The 17008-nt window shown below is 39.8% G+C and carries 14 protein-coding genes; 9 read left to right on the top strand and 5 right to left on the bottom strand.

Translation table 11 applies throughout. The features are described 5' to 3' along the window. Nucleotides 1-21 precede the first annotated feature (21 nt). Both AC1XUO_RS06560 and AC1XUO_RS06555 read left to right on the top strand, forming a co-directional pair. Nucleotides 22-810 (top strand): SDR family oxidoreductase, encoded by a 789-nt coding sequence (locus AC1XUO_RS06560; protein ID WP_483328970.1) that lies wholly within the window; start codon nucleotides 22-24, stop codon nucleotides 808-810. Between the two features lie 72 nt (nucleotides 811-882). Then, on the top strand, nucleotides 883-1899 hold the full coding sequence (locus tag AC1XUO_RS06555) for a zinc-binding alcohol dehydrogenase family protein (protein WP_483328969.1): 1017 nt from the start codon (nucleotides 883-885) through the stop codon (nucleotides 1897-1899). A gap of 87 nt (nucleotides 1900-1986) precedes the next feature. On the opposite strand, the gene AC1XUO_RS06550 is transcribed toward AC1XUO_RS06555, so the two are convergent. Beyond that, nucleotides 1987-3858, bottom strand: a complete 1872-nt coding sequence (locus AC1XUO_RS06550) for a serine hydrolase domain-containing protein (protein WP_483328968.1) — start codon at nucleotides 3856-3858, stop codon at nucleotides 1987-1989. 128 nt (nucleotides 3859-3986) lie between these two features. Beyond that, a complete protein-coding gene (locus tag AC1XUO_RS06545; RefSeq protein ID WP_483328967.1) occupies nucleotides 3987-5108 on the bottom strand; it encodes an AraC family transcriptional regulator in 1122 nt (373 codons plus the stop codon). Nucleotides 5109-5380: 272 nt separating this feature from the next. On the opposite strand from AC1XUO_RS06545, the gene AC1XUO_RS06540 reads away from it, so the two are divergent. Then, on the top strand, nucleotides 5381-7828 hold the full coding sequence (locus AC1XUO_RS06540; RefSeq protein ID WP_483328966.1) for a TonB-dependent receptor: 2448 nt from the start codon (nucleotides 5381-5383) through the stop codon (nucleotides 7826-7828). 101 nt (nucleotides 7829-7929) lie between these two features. On the opposite strand, the gene AC1XUO_RS06535 is transcribed toward AC1XUO_RS06540, so the two are convergent. Both AC1XUO_RS06535 and AC1XUO_RS06530 read right to left on the bottom strand, forming a co-directional pair. After that, nucleotides 7930-8832 (bottom strand): metallophosphoesterase family protein, encoded by a 903-nt coding sequence (locus AC1XUO_RS06535; RefSeq protein ID WP_483328965.1) that lies wholly within the window; start codon nucleotides 8830-8832, stop codon nucleotides 7930-7932. A gap of 140 nt (nucleotides 8833-8972) precedes the next feature. Then, complete coding sequence (locus AC1XUO_RS06530; protein WP_483328964.1) at nucleotides 8973-9299, bottom strand: hypothetical protein; 327 nt, start codon at nucleotides 9297-9299, stop codon at nucleotides 8973-8975. A 454-nt stretch (nucleotides 9300-9753) separates the two neighbouring features. On the opposite strand from AC1XUO_RS06530, the gene AC1XUO_RS06525 reads away from it, so the two are divergent. From AC1XUO_RS06525 to AC1XUO_RS06515, 3 genes are all read left to right on the top strand, one after another. Further along, nucleotides 9754-10728, top strand: a complete 975-nt coding sequence (locus tag AC1XUO_RS06525) for a hypothetical protein (RefSeq protein ID WP_483328963.1) — start codon at nucleotides 9754-9756, stop codon at nucleotides 10726-10728. A gap of 79 nt (nucleotides 10729-10807) precedes the next feature. Further along, a complete protein-coding gene (locus AC1XUO_RS06520; RefSeq protein WP_483328962.1) occupies nucleotides 10808-11137 on the top strand; it encodes a hypothetical protein in 330 nt (109 codons plus the stop codon). Nucleotides 11138-11306: 169 nt separating this feature from the next. Beyond that, nucleotides 11307-11699 carry a GreA/GreB family elongation factor gene (locus AC1XUO_RS06515; RefSeq protein WP_483328961.1) on the top strand — a complete coding sequence of 131 codons (393 nt, stop codon included), beginning with the start codon at nucleotides 11307-11309 and terminating at the stop codon, nucleotides 11697-11699. 263 nt (nucleotides 11700-11962) lie between these two features. On the opposite strand, the gene AC1XUO_RS06510 is transcribed toward AC1XUO_RS06515, so the two are convergent. Continuing rightward, a complete protein-coding gene (locus tag AC1XUO_RS06510) occupies nucleotides 11963-13207 on the bottom strand; it encodes a hypothetical protein (RefSeq protein ID WP_483328960.1) in 1245 nt (414 codons plus the stop codon). A 231-nt stretch (nucleotides 13208-13438) separates the two neighbouring features. Between AC1XUO_RS06510 and AC1XUO_RS06505 the strand changes: the two genes are divergently transcribed. The 3 genes from AC1XUO_RS06505 to AC1XUO_RS06495 all read left to right on the top strand — a co-directional run bounded on the left by AC1XUO_RS06505 (nucleotide 13439) and on the right by AC1XUO_RS06495 (nucleotide 17006). Next, on the top strand, nucleotides 13439-15205 hold the full coding sequence (locus tag AC1XUO_RS06505; RefSeq protein ID WP_483328959.1) for an ABC transporter ATP-binding protein: 1767 nt from the start codon (nucleotides 13439-13441) through the stop codon (nucleotides 15203-15205). Between the two features lie 362 nt (nucleotides 15206-15567). Next, entirely contained in the window at nucleotides 15568-16620 is a 1053-nt protein-coding gene (locus AC1XUO_RS06500; protein WP_483328958.1) for a helix-turn-helix domain-containing protein, read from the top strand. After that, nucleotides 16617-17006 carry a response regulator gene (locus AC1XUO_RS06495; RefSeq protein WP_483328957.1) on the top strand — a complete coding sequence of 130 codons (390 nt, stop codon included), beginning with the start codon at nucleotides 16617-16619 and terminating at the stop codon, nucleotides 17004-17006. The genes AC1XUO_RS06500 and AC1XUO_RS06495 overlap by 4 nt, the downstream gene beginning before the upstream one ends. The last annotated feature ends 2 nt before the right edge of the window (nucleotides 17007-17008 follow it).

The raw sequence follows: 17008 nt of genomic DNA, 5'->3' as shown, positions 1-17008 counted from the left end.
AAAATTATTCAGTTATAGACAATGGACTTAAAACTTAAAGATAAAATTATCATCGTTACCGGAGGTGCCAAGGGAATAGGTGAAGGCATTGTACAGGTCCTCGCTTCCGAAGGAGCTGTACCTGTGATCGTTGGAAGAAACGAGGCGGATAATCAAACAGTGGTAGATAATATTACAGCCAAAGGATTTCGCGCTTTTCAGATTTCGGCCGAGCTTACAAAGCCGGAAGAATCTGAAAAAGCAGTTCAAGAAGTTTTGGCAAAATTTGGCCGCATCGACGGTTTAGTGAACAACGCAGGTGTCAACGACGGCGTGGGTTTAGAAAACGGTAACTATGAAGATTTTATAGCATCACTTCATAAAAACCTCGTACACTATTACCTGATGGCGCATTATGCCCTACCTGCATTAAAAGAATCAAAGGGTTCGATTGTTAATATCACTTCCAAAACGGCGGATACAGGGCAAGGCGGAACTTCTGCGTACGCTGCTGCAAATGGTGGAAGAAATGCGCTGACGCGCGAGTGGGCAGTTGAATTATTAAAATATGGCATACGAGTGAACGCTATTGTCGTGGCAGAATGCTGGACACCGCTTTACGAACGCTGGATCCAAACACTTCCGGATCCGGAAGAAAAATTAAAATCGATTGTCGCTAATATTCCTCTGGAAAACCGGATGACAACCTCAGAAGAGTTGGCCAACACTACTGCATTTTTATTATCTGAGAAATCAAGCCATACCACCGGACAATTGCTTTATGTAGACGGCGGTTATGTTCATCTGGACAGAGCTTTGGCAAATTCCTGACGCATTATAACTTGCTAAAACGCACTAAATCCAGCTCATTTAATTTTTTATTTCAATTTATCATTCCACTAAATGGAAACGCTTGTCTGCACGACTCCCGGACATTTCGAATATCAGAAAGCTGAAAAGCCAGTTTTGACACCCGGACATACCTTGCTGAAAATCAGAAGAATTGGTATTTGTGGCACTGATCTGCACGCTTTTGAAGGAACTCAGCCTTTTTTTAGTTACCCGCGGATTTTGGGCCACGAACTCGCCGGTGAGATTGTTGAGATGGATGACGCACCAGGTTTTGAAATTGGTGAACCTGTAACGTTTGTTCCATATTTCAACTGTGGAAAATGTATCGCCTGCCGTTCCGGGAAACCTAATTGCTGTACCAGCATTAAAGTTTCTGGTGTTCATATTGACGGCGGAATGGCTGAATATCTTTCCGTCCCTTCCTATTCCCTGGTTCATGGAGAAGGACTGAGTTTTGACGAGCTTGCCTTGGTTGAACCGCTCGCAATCGGTGCACACGGTGTGAGAAGAGCTGGTGTTAAGCCAGGAGATGTGGTTTTGGTTGTTGGAGCCGGACCTATTGGACTTGGCACGATGGAATTTGCCAGAATAGCAGGAGCAACCGTCATTGCACTGGACATAAACGATTCAAGATTACAGTTTTGCAGACAAAAAATTGGAGTCAGTCACACGGTAAATGCTGCGAAGGAAAATGTTATTGAAAAACTGAGTGCGCTGACGAATGGCGATATGCCGACTGTGATTATCGATGCAACGGGAAATCTAAAAGCGATCAATGGCGCATTCGCATATCTCGCGCATGGGGGAACCTATGCCTTAATCGGACTGCAAAAGGGCGAAATCATTTTTAGCCATCCTGAATTTCATAAAAGGGAAGCAACCCTTATGAGCAGCAGAAATGCCACGCGTCAGGATTTTGAACATGTGATCAGCAGTATGAAATCCGGACTTGTAGAACCGACAAATTATATCACACACAGCGTTCAGTTTGGAGAAGTGATGGATCACTTTGAAAGCTGGCTCGATCCTGAAAATGGTGTAATTAAGGCAATGGTTTCTATTAACTAAATTGAGAATTAGGGAAAGTCCGGTAAAATTTCCGGACTTTCTTTTTTAGCATTCACTGCAATAACCCCTCCAACCAGGTCATTGCGTTCAATACCAGTGATTAAGCAGGAAAAGCATACACAAGTAAAGGGAAGAGAAAATTATTGAAAAGAGATACACTTTCAGTACACTACTCGTCAAACAACTCCATCTACGTATCAACAGAATCAACATCAGCAGCGTGCTTAATGCGAATAGCCATTTCCCAACTAACCAGGCCGCGAAAAGAAATTCGGTAGATTTTGCCTGTTTCATATATTCAAAAAGCTGACTGAGCGAAATTGCAATGATCAAAAGCCCGATGTCTGACATCAACGGCAGGACTCTAACTTGCAACTGCCGTTTTGGTACTTTACCAGTAAAACAAAAAAATAGATTTATTATCCCAAAAATCAATGCACTGGCCATCACAAGAAGGCTTAAAACAAATAGGACAACCGGCACCCAGGCGCCAAACAGGCTGGTTTTTTCAAACACAAGTGTCCCGTCTGTGATCACTTGATTATTATCATTGTCTTTTAAAAAAAGAATTTGTGGTAAAGAAGAATGTTCGTTTTTATATACGAGACCGGTTTTGTCTGTTGCACGCCAAATCATTTTACCGCGACCTAGTATGTTAACGGACAAGTCATTACCCTCGTAGTCTACAACGATCGTATTCATAAGCGTTTCCAAAAAACCTGTAAACAACTGACCGGGATTACTTAGCCGGTAATACCCGGGATATGGCTCAGCGACTGCCTCGTTCAATGGAAAAGTAGCGATATTTACTGGCCTTACAACTTGGTTCAAAACGAATTCACTTATCAGATGATCAGCATAACGGTAGAATTCTTCGTTATGCGTATTAATTGCGAATGCGTAACCTAATCCAAGTTTGCGGCTGTAAAGAAAAGCTGACAAAAATCCGCCAATCGCTCCTTTGTGTCCACGGAAGCTGTGTCCGTTCAGGTTGAACGCTTCATTGCCATACGCATAGGTATTCTGCAACCCGGCTTTCGCAGAAAAATAGGTATGCGGTATCTCAGAATCCTGTAAAATATCTCTTGAAAGAAATTGTCCGGAAGGGGTTTTCCAATCGTTTAAAAACGCCCGCAACGCATACGCAAAGTCAATGGCGCTAATATTTAACGAGCTATACCCGGCATTGAAAGCGGGCTGATGTGGCACGGGATGAAAATAATCTTCCTTCCATACATATCCCTTGCTATAATAACCTGAACCATCACTTGTCAATTTAACGTTGGCATAAGGCATTCCCAGAGGCTGAAATACCTTTTTCCTAAGATATTCCGAGGTGGTTTCCCCAGAAACTTTTTGGATGATATAGTCTAATATGGCATAATTTACACCGGAATAAGTATGTCTTTCACCTGGTTTCCATCTCGACTTCATAAAGGGTTCAAAAACTTCTAATGCTTTGATCCCCTTGAAATCCTTTCCTGAAAAATTGTATTCTTCAAACGGAGACTTATCGCTGAATCCGGTGGTATGCTCCATCAACTCGCCAATCGTAACCGGATTTGAAGTCTCCCATTTATTTTCAAAAGGGATTTCAGGAGCTAAATTTTTTAATTTTGTGTCAACGGTCAATTTTCCGTCTTTTATTAAATTCAATACTCCCAAAGCCACAAAAAGTTTGGTAATCGAGGCGCCACGAAAAAGACACTTCTCTGTTACGGCAGTTTTCTTTTCAAGATCAGCATAACCAAGTCCCCCGGAAAATAAAACGGAATCCCGATTAACGATGGTAAACATCATTCCGGCGATATGCTGTTTTCGCATTTCGAGTATTAATTTTTCTTTTAGCTCGCCGATTGATTTAGGAGGAGACGATTGCGCAAAAGACGGTACATTCACCAAAAACTGAGTGAATAAAATTGTAAAAGCAACTACAAAAAAAGCAATGTTACGAGTCATTTGTTTTCAGATTTTAATTGAAAAATATTTGACCCGAAGTAGAGCAGAATTGGTGTAAATGATGTTCGGATGGATACAGTTGAACGGATTTGACAGAATAGAAAAGGATTTATTCTAATACGAAAGGCTTATCGTCCAGCGGACTGCACAAATTCACTGGGTGACTTTCCGGTTGCCTTTTTAAAGGACGTATTAAAAGTAGTTTTGGAATTGAACCCGGCCTGATAAGCTATACCTAAAATATTGAGTTTCTCATATTTTTCAGAAAGCAGCAAGTGTTTTGCTTCTTCTATCCTGTATTTATTCACAAACGAAAAGAAATTTTCACCATGCACATCATTGATCAGGTAGGATAATTCATGAATGGAAATATCCATTTTTTGCGCCAGGACCGGCAAACTGAGCTCGTTATCCAGATATAATTTTTCTGAGATCATCAGCTTTTCTAACTTCTCATTCAAAATTTTCGACTGACTTTCCGACAATCTTTTCTGTTTTTCAGCCTTGACGCTCCGGTTTGAGGCAATGACAATATCCAACTCGTCCAGAGCTGCTTTTGCAAAAGGGTATATTTCTTTTTGTTTTAGTGCAAAATAAGCTAGAAAATAGACGCTTAAAAAATAAAAAAAAGGTGTGTAATCGTATAAGAATGTGAAGTTAAAAATGGCAAGATTAAGCCAGATGAGCACTACGGCAGCTAAAATCCATAGGAAATATTTAAGCCATGAAAGATCGATTTCTTCAGTCAAGCTAGCTACCTGCTCAATGTTTTGCTGATGGTTTTGCAGCTTCCGATATGACAAATACCAATAAATTACAGTTTGAAGCGGAAGAGCAATTCTAAAAAATGTAAGCACAATTCTACCTGACACCTCATTTGGAAATTTGAAATTTTCTCCTGTTGTCATATGCGGTATTCGCAAAACTATGACAGCCAGAAAAAGTGCGAAATGCAAAAGCGTTTGGTTTTGGAACTTTCGGTTTGCAGCTGTGAAAAACAATACGCTTAGATACAGCGATGGGGCTGATAAGAAACGGCTCGCTTCGATGAGATCCAGGAAAGCAGGATGACTGGCTTGCAGATGTAGATTATGCAAAAAAATTTCCAGCATCGCGCAGCCAAAAGTGAACACAAAAGCTGCTAACCACCGGTTTGCTTTGATATTATTATTCTTTGGGTTTGTAAAAAGCAGAAAAGAGAGCAGAAATGCTCCGCCTGTGGCAAGGCCAATAAGTAGAGGGTCTAACATATTCGTGGCTTCCGTCCATTAGATTCCAGGCAATTTCTGAAAAAAAATACTGATGCTCAAAATCTCGACCCATGATTGATCGGTTTATCCTCAATTACCTGTGACAAGCAAGCTATTAGCATCATTCAACAGATTTTCTTCAGCTCCTTGCTTCGGTAGTATAGGACTTACGCTACTCAAAATGGAGAAAGGCTACCCATAGGAAAGGACACTTTCTGGTAGACTAAAAATTTGATTCAAATTACCCCCAATTAAAACATACGATATTAGCCATGAAAATTTTTTATAGATCATTTGCTCCGGGCCTGATTTTTCTTTTGGCAAACATTTATAAACCCTTATTCGCACAATCTTTTAATTCATTTGTGGTGCAGGGCATTATTATAGACTCTTCAACAAAAAAGAATATTGAATTCGCGACGATCAGTATGGTTGACACTGATCAGAAAGTGGTGGCTATCACCTATTCCGACGAGAATGGATTATTCAAATCTACCGACATTAGTCCTGGAGTATACCTACTAAATCTATCCTTGATTGGTTACAGTCAGAAAAGTTTGCCATTTGCAATTAGCCCGGAAAAACCCGTTTTTGATTTTGGCAGAATATTACTCAAACCTGGCGCGAATGAGTTGAATACTGTTATTATTACAGGCACCAAACAGCTTGTCGAGCAGCAACCTGGTATGCTGATCTACAATGCAGAAAAAGATATCAGCAACAACGGCGGAACTGCGGCTGATGTCCTGCGAAAGGCACCCATTCTGAATGTTGATGCGGCAGGAAATGTGACCATGCGTGGCAATGCCAACCTGAGAATTTTAATCAATGGGAAATTTTCCGGCCAAATGGCACGTAACCCGGGAGACGCTTTAAATATGATGCCCGCCGGTTCAATCAAGTCTGTTGAAATAATTACAAGCCCCTCTGCAAGGTATGACGCAGAAGGAGCTGCCGGAGTGATCAATATTATCACAAAAAAGGGTCAGAAAGAAATCAGTGGAACTCTGGAGCTTGTCGGAGGAAATCTGGAACAGGCTTTAAACCCCAGAATTTCGGTTAACCGTGATAAATGGACCATGAATTCAACACTTCATATCCATAGATTCAGAAGTAAGGAATTAGCAATTTTGGAACGGAGTACGTTAGAAAGTGGAAAAGTTGAAGGAAGATTATTACAGGAGGCAACCAGCGATAACACCAATCCGCACAGCTCTGGTGATGTGCAGATAGAATTTGCTCCGGATTCACTGAATCTTTTTAATTTTTCTATGAATGGATGGCTGGGAAAGTGGCCGCAGAATAAAGAACAAACGAACAAAACACTTTCACCAAACGGTACCTTAATAAACGTTTTCCAACAGCGTGCGAGGACAGATGCGCCGAGCAAAGGGATAGACCTGAATCTTGGCTACACGCGCAAATTCAAAAAACCTGGTGAAGAGCTTTATCTAATGATGCAGCATAACCGTTCGGTGGATGTTTTCAATTACAACGCGCTGCAAACAAACATTGAACAAATCCCGCTTTACCTTGAATTGAACAACAACCGAACAAATAGTAACGAATGGACTTTCCAGAGCGACTATATCCTTCCGCTGGCTGAATCCGGAAAACAAGCATTGGAGAGTGGTTTGAAGGCGATACTAAGAAATGGTGGAACGGTTTACGATGTTCAGGAAAGTGCCAATGGCCAGAACGAGAATGTTGTCCCAGTTTTATCCCGTTCAGATGTTTTCGATTTTAATCAAAACGTGCTGGCTGCATATACCCAGATCAAACTGAAATGGAGCAGCGGCTGGGCATTACATGCGGGCGCAAGAATCGAAGGGACTTTTATTGAAGGAAAACAACGTAATCTGGAAAATTCATTCACAAATGATTTTTGGAATTTCGTGCCTAGTGCCACCTTTTTCAGGAAAATCAATACAAATAATAATCTGACATTAAGTTTTACAAAACGCATTTCCCGTCCTTCGTTATGGGATTTAAATCCAAATCTCAATAGCCTGGACCCCAACAATATCTCAACCGGCAATCCCAATTTAAGACCGGAAGAAGTTAATCAGGCAGAGTTTACCTATGCCCTTCAAACGGATAAAGACCTGTTCCTGAATTTTTCACTATTTGGTAGAAAAACGAACAATTCCATTGAAACCATTGTAAAAATTAGTGAAAACGGTGTCGCGACTTCAACCATGCAAAACCTGGCTTCAAACGCGCAGTATGGAATTAACTTCTCAACTTCACTGGCTTTGCTTCCGGGGTGGAAAATAAACAGTAATGCCAATGTTCGTTTTGCAAAATACCGGAGCGGTGCTCTTGAAATCAGCAATGATGGTGTGGCATGGGGAATCAACGTGAACAGCAGCTTGAAACTTCCAGATAATTACAGCGTTCAGTTTTATGGCGATTATGATGCTAAAAGCGTCACCTTACAAGGATTTGAATCGTCCTGGTTTTATTACAGTTTTTCAGCAAAAAAAGAGATCCCTGCTAAAAAACTGACAATGAGCCTCACAACGGTAAGTCCTTTTGGAAGTTATTTATCAAGGAGTGAAATTGTAAAAGCACAAGATTTCGAATCTACTTCTCATCATCGCCACCTGATGCGTTCATTCAGACTTTCACTGAACTGGGAATTTGGAGATTTATTTAAAACCGCGAATGCACGGAAAATTAACAACAACGATCAAAAAAATGTTAAAACAGGTGGATGATAAAAGCCTGAAATCTTCGTGGTTTACGGCTAAAATCAATTCATGCAAAAACGTTTTTTGGGCATAATTCCTGCTTTTCACTTATTCGGATCAGAAAAATCTTAATAATTTACATAACGCTCCTGAAAATGGCCGTCAGCAAAAAGATCTAAAACGCCATAACCCGGAGCAGTTTGTCTGCGATTTCCTTCCCACCAGGCTCCGCTTACTGCGCCATTACAGATGTACGTCACGTTATTGTACTCAACCTTGTCACGTAAGTGGATATGCCCACTCAAACAAAGTTTCACATTTGGATAGCGATAGAAAAGGTTGATTATTTTGGAAGTGTCCGTGTGCATATCCCCGCCCAGCATCTGCCATTTGTTGACAATATTGTCTTCAATCATAAGTGTGGCCGTGAGTATCGGGATATGAGAAAGTACCAAAACGGGTGTCTTGGCATCTGTATTTTTGAGCTCATTTTCAAGCCATGAAAATTGTTCGTCGCCAAGCTTGCCGATATACCAGGTATTGTCAATGTCAAGATGGACACTATCTAAAACAATAAATTTCCAGCCTGCTTGTTCAAAGCTGTAATAAGGTTTAGGCATTTGCAATTGGTCCAGCGAATATTGTTTTCCATAAACCGCCTGCCCCTTATTATTTTCATTCCACCAAATGTCATGATTACCGAGACAATAACGAACCGGGATATTATTGTCAGACTTTAAAATGCCGCTGTATAACTTCCACTGATCTTCGATTGTCTTGATATTTTCTTTGTTCATATCAAAAACAATATCTCCTCCATTCAGGATAAGATCTACCTTAGGCGTTTGCTGTTGAAGGTGGTGAAGACATTTTGTGAATTTTGCCGGCACCCCAAATTCGTTTTTCAAATGTACATCAGTAATATGCGCAACCCTTAAAACGGGTTTATCGATATTTGTTGAAACTTCCTTAATCAGAGACGGAGCCAGAAATAATCCTCCGATATTTTTAAGTGCAGACCTTCTTTCCATGCAGCATTTTGGTGAAAATAATGGCTGCAAATGTAGATGATTAGTGAAAATCGGACCTTATTTATCTGTTAAGGTTTTGTTATGGTTATGATCTGCGATCTTATCAGCAAAAATCATCTTTGGCTTTTGGAAATTTGAAGTTACGCCAGTTGATATCTGATTTTGTCTAAAATAATGTAAAAAATGTTATCCGGACTAGCGATCTGATTTAGGGAAAAATATTCCGCTCCCGAATTAAAATGGATTTTTGCATAGATTTTGGCTTCGCTTAAAGATGAAAAATGTTTTTCGTCAACAGCAACATTTTCCCGAATATTGCTATCGCAAAACCGTTCTTCGATAAATGCAAGGTCCCAGCTTGGTACGTGGTTGGTGACGCAACAGTCATAAACTGCGTAATATCTGTGAGACTTAACCGGTCGTTTTTCTATTATTTCCTCAGCAATCGAATTCGTAAAATCAGTCATTATTTAGTTGTTCAGCACCATGAAAATTTCCAGGGTTACATCCTATACTATGGTGAGTATAAAAACGTATGCAAAATTAAGAAATCGTGAACTGATTCTAATATTAATAATTTTGAGATAACCTCTATTCGTCTGTCTGTCAGCAATGTTGGTGAAATCTAACACCTGATATTTTCTGACTTGCACTTAAAATTTTAAATTGATAAGAATCCAGAATGTCCAAAATCTGTAAATAACTTAAATATTTTCAAGTAAAAGACAATTCCTATTATGGTGTTTGAAATAGCAAGTAACCAGTTCCGAAGAAACATTGCCTATCTCTCCTATCCTCATTGCATGATCTGACCTCAATTTTCCTTACAAAGTCCACACAAAGACTGTAAGTAATTTTCATAAAACATTGTTTATTAAAAATACAATTGTAAATTTACAACTGTAAAAAATATCCTTTATTATGACTTACCTAAGTGCGCAACCATACATGACCGAAAGCTGGGAAGACATCTGTTATCCAGTCAATCCTGTATGGCTGTCAGATATTTTACCCGACTATGACATAATCGCAACCGATCGCCAGCAACTAATTGTAGGACAACCTTTGGGCGGAAGGAAAACTGTATTTGGCATCCAGAGTGCTGATTACGCTATCATTTCTAATACACTGATTAAAGAGGTAGTTGATGAATTGTTTGCCGACTATACGCTTCAAATTAAACATACCTCCACGGGGGAATTCAGTATTAGTATCATTTTTCCGCAGCAGGTTTCGATCGGCGGCGAGCGCGTGCAAAGGAGCATTATTCTAACAAATAGCTATAATGGAAAAACGCCGTTTACCATCCAGGGCCAAACACTTACAGCGATGATGGATAATACCGCCGCAGCTGGGAGCAGCATATACAGAGATCTGTGTAAAAATGGGCTGATGGGCTGGGCGGATTCTTTTGGAGAATTATCTGATTACCGAAATTGGCTGACGCAGGGTACTCCTGGAAAAGAGAAAAAGAAAACAGGCAAAAGTCTGCCTGCTGTCAAAGCAAAGAAAGATGAGGGAAACCAGCGAAAAATTCACCACAGTCGGTTAAGTCCAGAGCTTTTTCAACAACAGCTGCGCCAAATGCTTGCCAATCAGGTCCCTAAACAATCTACACTTACCGAAACTGTTTACGAGCATTTACAACAACGAACAGTACGTAAGGCTGATGAGAATATCTTTAAATCCTTACCAATCCCGGTTCAGCTGGCGAAGCAAGCTCATGAGCGCATGCGACTTGAACAGCGGCTTTTAGGAACAGATATCTCCTATTGGCTCATGTATAACGCAGTTAATCATGCACTTTTCAACGCACGCAGCAGCCTTACGCTGAACGATCGGTACAAATTGGACGAACGCGTTTTTCATCAAATCGCAGTCAGCTCTTTCGCATAAAATGTTTTTAAGGATCATTGACAGCAAACCTTGATCCATCAGACTTCATCAACAACTAAGAACCATAACAATAATGAATATGCAAACAGGATCAGCGGAAATCCACCAGGCCTTATTAAAAGTTGAAAATGTATTTCAAAAGTCTGGCACTAACAATATTCGTCGGTTAAACGAAGAATCGGATATCTCCGTCTACGTCAATTTTATTCGTGAGAATACATTTTTACTGGATCAGCTAAGCTGGCTTTCGAAATTCCCAAAAGCATTCGAAAATTCGATTTCTGTGGATGAAACAACAACAAAACGCTTTTCAAGAATTTTGTTTCGTGTAGCAAAAGGGAATGAAGGTGTGTCACGGCAAGACCGTTTTTTTTTATGTCAGTTCTGGTCTGCATTTCAAAAATCTTAAATAATTCTGAAACCCTTTAAGTCTTTTTCGATGCTATGCAGCTTGGAAAATTGCATTTCGGATTTTGAAAATAATGAATAGTACTGATTGCCTCAAAAAATAACTAAAAAATATATTAACCACTGATATTCAATAATTTTCAAAGAATTTCAGATTAAAGGAGTTGATTATGAATAACCTGAAAAACAATGTCATATTAGGAGAAGATGATTTCCGCGTGCTGAAACAATATGCAGAAAGCTTTCCGCGAAGCGCAAAAGAAAGTGAAATGTCGCTGTCATACGAACTGAACAGGGCAATTGTTGTCGAGAATGATGAATTACCGGCACACAGTATACGGCTGAATTCTTATGTGAAGGTCAGAGAATTAACATCCAATAAGGAAATGGAATTTTACATTGTTATGCCCGCCTTTGCTGATATTAATCAAAAGAAAATATCTGTGCTCACGCCCATGGGTTCAGCCCTGATTGGTCTTTGCAAAGGAGAAACAGTAGAATGGAAAATGCCGGCAGGTATGAAAAAATTTGAAGTGCTTGATGTGGTCCAGACGAATGAATAAACCTGGGTAAAATGGCGAGGGCTATCTAACCCGGATACTTCAACAAAACAATCAATATTATGTATAAAAAGGCATTCAGAAAACAAGGAAAAAGAACGGCGGAAGCGACGGGCTCGGCCTTGTTATGTGCCATTTTTATTATTGCAGTTTACATCGCTTTCTGCATATTCACCCATTCAATTTAGAAATCTGCTATTGCAATTCAAATGTTGACAAGAATAAAATTCACTTAGCCTTTTTAATTGAGGCTAAGTGAAAACTCTTTATTTAAACTCAAATAAAAATGGAAAAACAAAAGTCACGATCAGTACCCAGATTATATAGACGGGGAGGTATTGCGAAATAACTTTCCCTACACCTTTGATCGTGGATTTATTCGATAATACTTCGAAAAGTTTCGCGGTCACAAGAATCAGATTTATTAAAATAAGTGCGTTTCCACCAAGAACCGCTGCCCTATTCGGTGTTATCCCCCATTCTGATATCCGGAAGAGAATCGCCGAAATGGCAATACCGTTTACAACAACCGTTAGCACCGATAACAAGAAAAGAACCCACACAGATATACGATTGATAGTGATCTTTGAAGTCTCAGCAACAGAGAAAAAGATGATAGCCATCACGCCCACTAATAAGGCATTAAAAACCAGTAGAAATTCTCTGTCACTGTATGGATTCTTACCAGAGTATGCAATGGCCGCCAGGTAAATAACCAGCATGATTAAGACCAGCGGACTGAATATTTTAGCAATAACCGGCGAAACTTTTCCAACCAGTTGGGGATTCGTTTGCGTGAGATGCGTACCGACAATCGGGGCGGCAGATAGGCCGAAAATAGCTACGTAGTCGAAATAGTATTTATTGATATCAAAACCAATGAGCTCAAAAAGACCAACGGTGATGACACTCATCAACCCTCCGGCCAGCAATATCAATGTCGTCATAACGACCAGATCACCGCAATACCTTAAGAACTCCAGCCTTTTTTCTGTATCATTTCCGGTTTGCCTGACAAAAGCAAAACCCAGCACCCCCCATAAGCTCAGTGGGAAATGGATACAGGACAAAATTAAAGTATCACTATTTTTTACGTCCGGTAAAAAATTGATATAAATCACACCAAATATGAGCATCCCGAAAATCAAAACAACGTTGGTTTTTTGCACCTTATTTTTCCAAATAAAGTACGCACATAGTGCCGGGAAAACGATAAAACCTAAATTTCTTGGATAGAAAAAATCCGCATTAACCGAAAGTAAAACCGGGAGTTTTGCAATCAGGCCTGCCACAAGCGAGAGGATAATTACCTTTACCCATTCAGCATTACTTCCCCAAAATACGTCGTCGCCCGCATAATTCAGGCGTTCATTCCAGTAACCAGCAAGACTATTGTCAGAAAGCTGCGGATAAAGCGATATGAATGTTCGCTTGAAGTCCGATTTGTCTGACCGATACAGCCGTTCAAGCTGGGCAGGATTTTCGAGATTCTCTAAAATTTCCTCTTTCATAACAAACAAGAATAGCATTTTCAGTTTATAAAAGTACTTTGCGATACAAAGTAAATAGAATTAATATTTAATCTCCTACGCATCGTCATTATTTATTTTCTTCATTTCTAAATATTTACGTTTACCGGGACTGCATCGTATGCCTGAAATCTCTTTTATATAAAAAGAAAGTACACCATTGGAACAAGAATTTTAGAGTGATTCCGCAAACACAGCTCCACAGGATTGGTTATGAAAACACTTTGGAAATATCTTAAACCGCAGCAAAAACTTATCGGCATATCTCTATTTTTGGCAGGAACTGCGCAGTTACTGACATTGCTTGATCCTCTGATTTTTGGACGGATCGTCGATGATTATGCCGGCAACCCAAAAAATTTAACCGAAAAAGAATTGGTCAACAGCGTAATTTATTGGCTTTTAATTGCTGTCGGTATTGCTGTTGTTGCCAAACTTGCAAAATCTTATCAGGAATATCTCACCAGAAAAGCGGTTGCCCGATTTGGTATGAGCATTTTCAATGACGGGTTAAAACAAACGCTTCGACTTTCGTTTCAGGAATTTGAGGAAAATCGGAGTGGTACCACATTATCGGTCCTGCAAAAAGTAAAAACGGATACTGAACGTTTTGTCACTTCCTTTATCAATATTCTGTTTTCTTCAGTCGTAGGGATTGGGTTTTTGCTATGGTATAGTATCAACAAAAACGGAATGCTCATACCTGTTTTTGTCGTGGGCGTCGTTGTGCTTGGATCACTCACAGGATTATTGTCAAAAAAAATCAAGAGTATTCAACGCAGTATCAATAAGCAAACCAACGCCCAGGCAGGAATAATTACCGAGAGCCTGAGAAATATTGAACTCGTAAAAAGTCTCGGCCTGACATTCTCTGAAATCAGAAGACTTAACAAAGAAACAGCAGAGATTTTTGAGCTGGAAATGTTCAAGGCGCGTAAAGTAGGGATACTCACCTTTCTGCAAGGCGCAACGCTGAATCTTCTCAAACAATCCATCCTGTTCATCCTGCTCTGGCTCATTTTCCGAAAAGTTCTGACCACGGGTGAGCTTATAGCCATGCAGTTTATCTCCACGGCCATCTTCGGACCTCTGCAGGATCTTGGCAATCTTATCCTCCAATTCAGAGAAGTTGATGCTTCGGTCAGGATTTTTGATCAGCTCATGCATAAGCCCATTGAACAACGACCAGAAAACGCGGTTGAAGTTGGGCCTCTGACAAATCTTGAATTCAGACGTGTGATTTTTAAACACCAGACAGCAGATTATAATGCGATAGACGATATTTCATTTAGTATCAGATCTGGCGAGACCATCGCTTTTGTCGGGCCTTCCGGATCTGGAAAGTCTACGCTTGTTAAACTATTAATCGGTCTTTACCTGCCCGTAGAAGGCGCGATTTATTTTAATGAAGACAACTCATCAACCGTACGTTATAATCCTTTAAGAAGACAAATTGGATTCGTGACTCAGGATACGCAATTATTTGCCGGAACCATCCGCGAAAATTTACTTTACGCAAACCCATCTTCAACAGACCTCGAAATTGCAGAAGCACTTGAAAAAGCATCTGCGACGGCACTTATCGCCAAGGCGTCGCAAGGACTTCAAACCGTGCTAGGGGAAAATGGCATGAAACTTTCCGGCGGTGAAAAACAGAGAATTTCAATTGCCCGTGCACTTTTAAGACGCCCCAGGTTACTAATCTTCGACGAGGCAACCTCTGCATTGGACTCACTCACTGAGCAGGAAATTACCTCCACCATCAGGGATATATCAACCAATCGGGAACAGATGACCATATTGATTGCTCACCGTCTCTCAACGATCCTGCATGCTGACGTAATTTATGTGCTTGAAAAGGGTAAAATTGTTGAAAGTGGGTCACATCAGGATTTGCTTGCGCAAAAGGGATTATATTATGCCATGTGGCGTCAACAAATTGGAGAAAGGCGAATTCAATCAGAATATGAACAGGAATGACTTCCAAACTGTATTTTTTTGAAGACAAAAACTTCCTTTACAGTAAATTCAAACGTAAATAACAACCGGTATCAAACGTTTACACAAAAAATTATACCAGTTGAAGTGACTACCTAAACAAACAGAGGAATAAATTCCGAATTTCCCGTACATATTTTCATTATACTTGAAGTCCAAGACTTAGGTTTATCTAATTTTGATAGAAATAATAATAATTATTCTTAAAAATATGCAGTAAAGACGAGATATTTACTTTACGGTCATCATATTGTCTTATCAGGTACAATTTATGTCTTTTTGGAGTCATATAATTCACTAACATTGCCAGTCCTAAAACCCAAGGTTGTTAAATAGTTAGCGTGATGCCCCGAACAGCTTTAAATAAATTGCCAGGCGGCATGGCAATTTTCATGAAAAAACGATTTCAAAAGGTGCTCCTGCGTGGGATGGAGCCGGCGCAATATATAAAATGTCTTCAGTTCGAATCTTCAAATAATTCTTCGGTTCAGAAAGATTATTTATCTGATTCGCAATACGATCATTCAGAAATTTATTTTGAACAGATCAATAATTGCTTTTGGGTATTCTCATTAAAAACACAACAAACACTAGATTCCTGTTACATCTACCAACCAAAAACTTCCAAAAATTTATATTATTCAATAAATTACTTCGAAACCCGAAGTACACTGGGCTATCAGCATGGCAATGATATTAAGTGGGTAAAGAATATTACAATATTTAGCAATCCTTCTACAACATATCAAATTTATGTCCGGAAAAATGTGTCTATCATAAATTACAGATTGGTTTTTTCACAAACCTATTTGAAAAAGCTTTTGAATTTGTCTGCCAGCAACGCTCCGGTGTTTCTGTTAAATGATGTTGATAGTAGCATAAACAACGGGCAGATCAGAAGCATTTCGGATGGTGAGGCAATGGCGTTAAACAGGCTTCAATACTTGTTAAGGTATTCTCGTTCGGACTTTAACAGTCTTCTTTCACTGACAACCAGTGCCTTTGAACTCACCAATCTTTTCTTTAAATTGTCTACGCCGGATTCTGCCATTTCAAAAATACCGTCATCAGATGAACAACTGATGGCCAGGATTGTTCATGAGCTTGAAGGTAAGATACAAGACAAATTTCCAGGTATAAATGCGCTTGCCGCAGCGTTTCATATATCTCCGAGCAAATTAAAGATTACCTTCAAAATGGTATATCACGTGACGCCGCTGGCATATTTTAGAAAGGCACAAATGATATACGCATACGACGTTTTGAAACGTAAAGAGATGACCATCAAAGAGCTGTCGATTGTCCTTGGTTTTAAAAAATCCAGTACATTTTCAGTTTGGTTTAGACGATACACAGGCAAACTCCCCAATGAAATTTTAACCTCAACGATACTATGAAAAATTCAATTTTTAATGTTGCAATCGTAGATGACAACGAAATGGTCCGGTTTGCAACACGTTACATGTTGACAAACAATAACATTGCAATTACCTTTGAAGCAGAAAATGGACAAGACTGCATCGACAAAATGTATCAATCCGAACAAAAACCCGACGTTATTGTTCTGGATATGGAAATGCCTGTGATGACCGGCTTTCAGGCGGCTGTAATTCTTAAACAAAACTGGCCGTTGACGAAGATTATAGCATTTTCGGGCAGGGACGATTCTGCAAGTATCAAACATATACTGGCTGCCGGTGCTGATTATTTTTTATCAAAACAGTCTGAACCGGCAGCCTTTATCAGTCTAATCCGCACCGCATCTGGTATGGAACAGGACTAATT

This window comes from Dyadobacter sp. HNCC25DJ186 (assembly GCF_056895235.1).
Note: the sequence above shows the minus strand (reverse complement) of the source record. Positions and strands in the feature narration are given on the sequence as shown.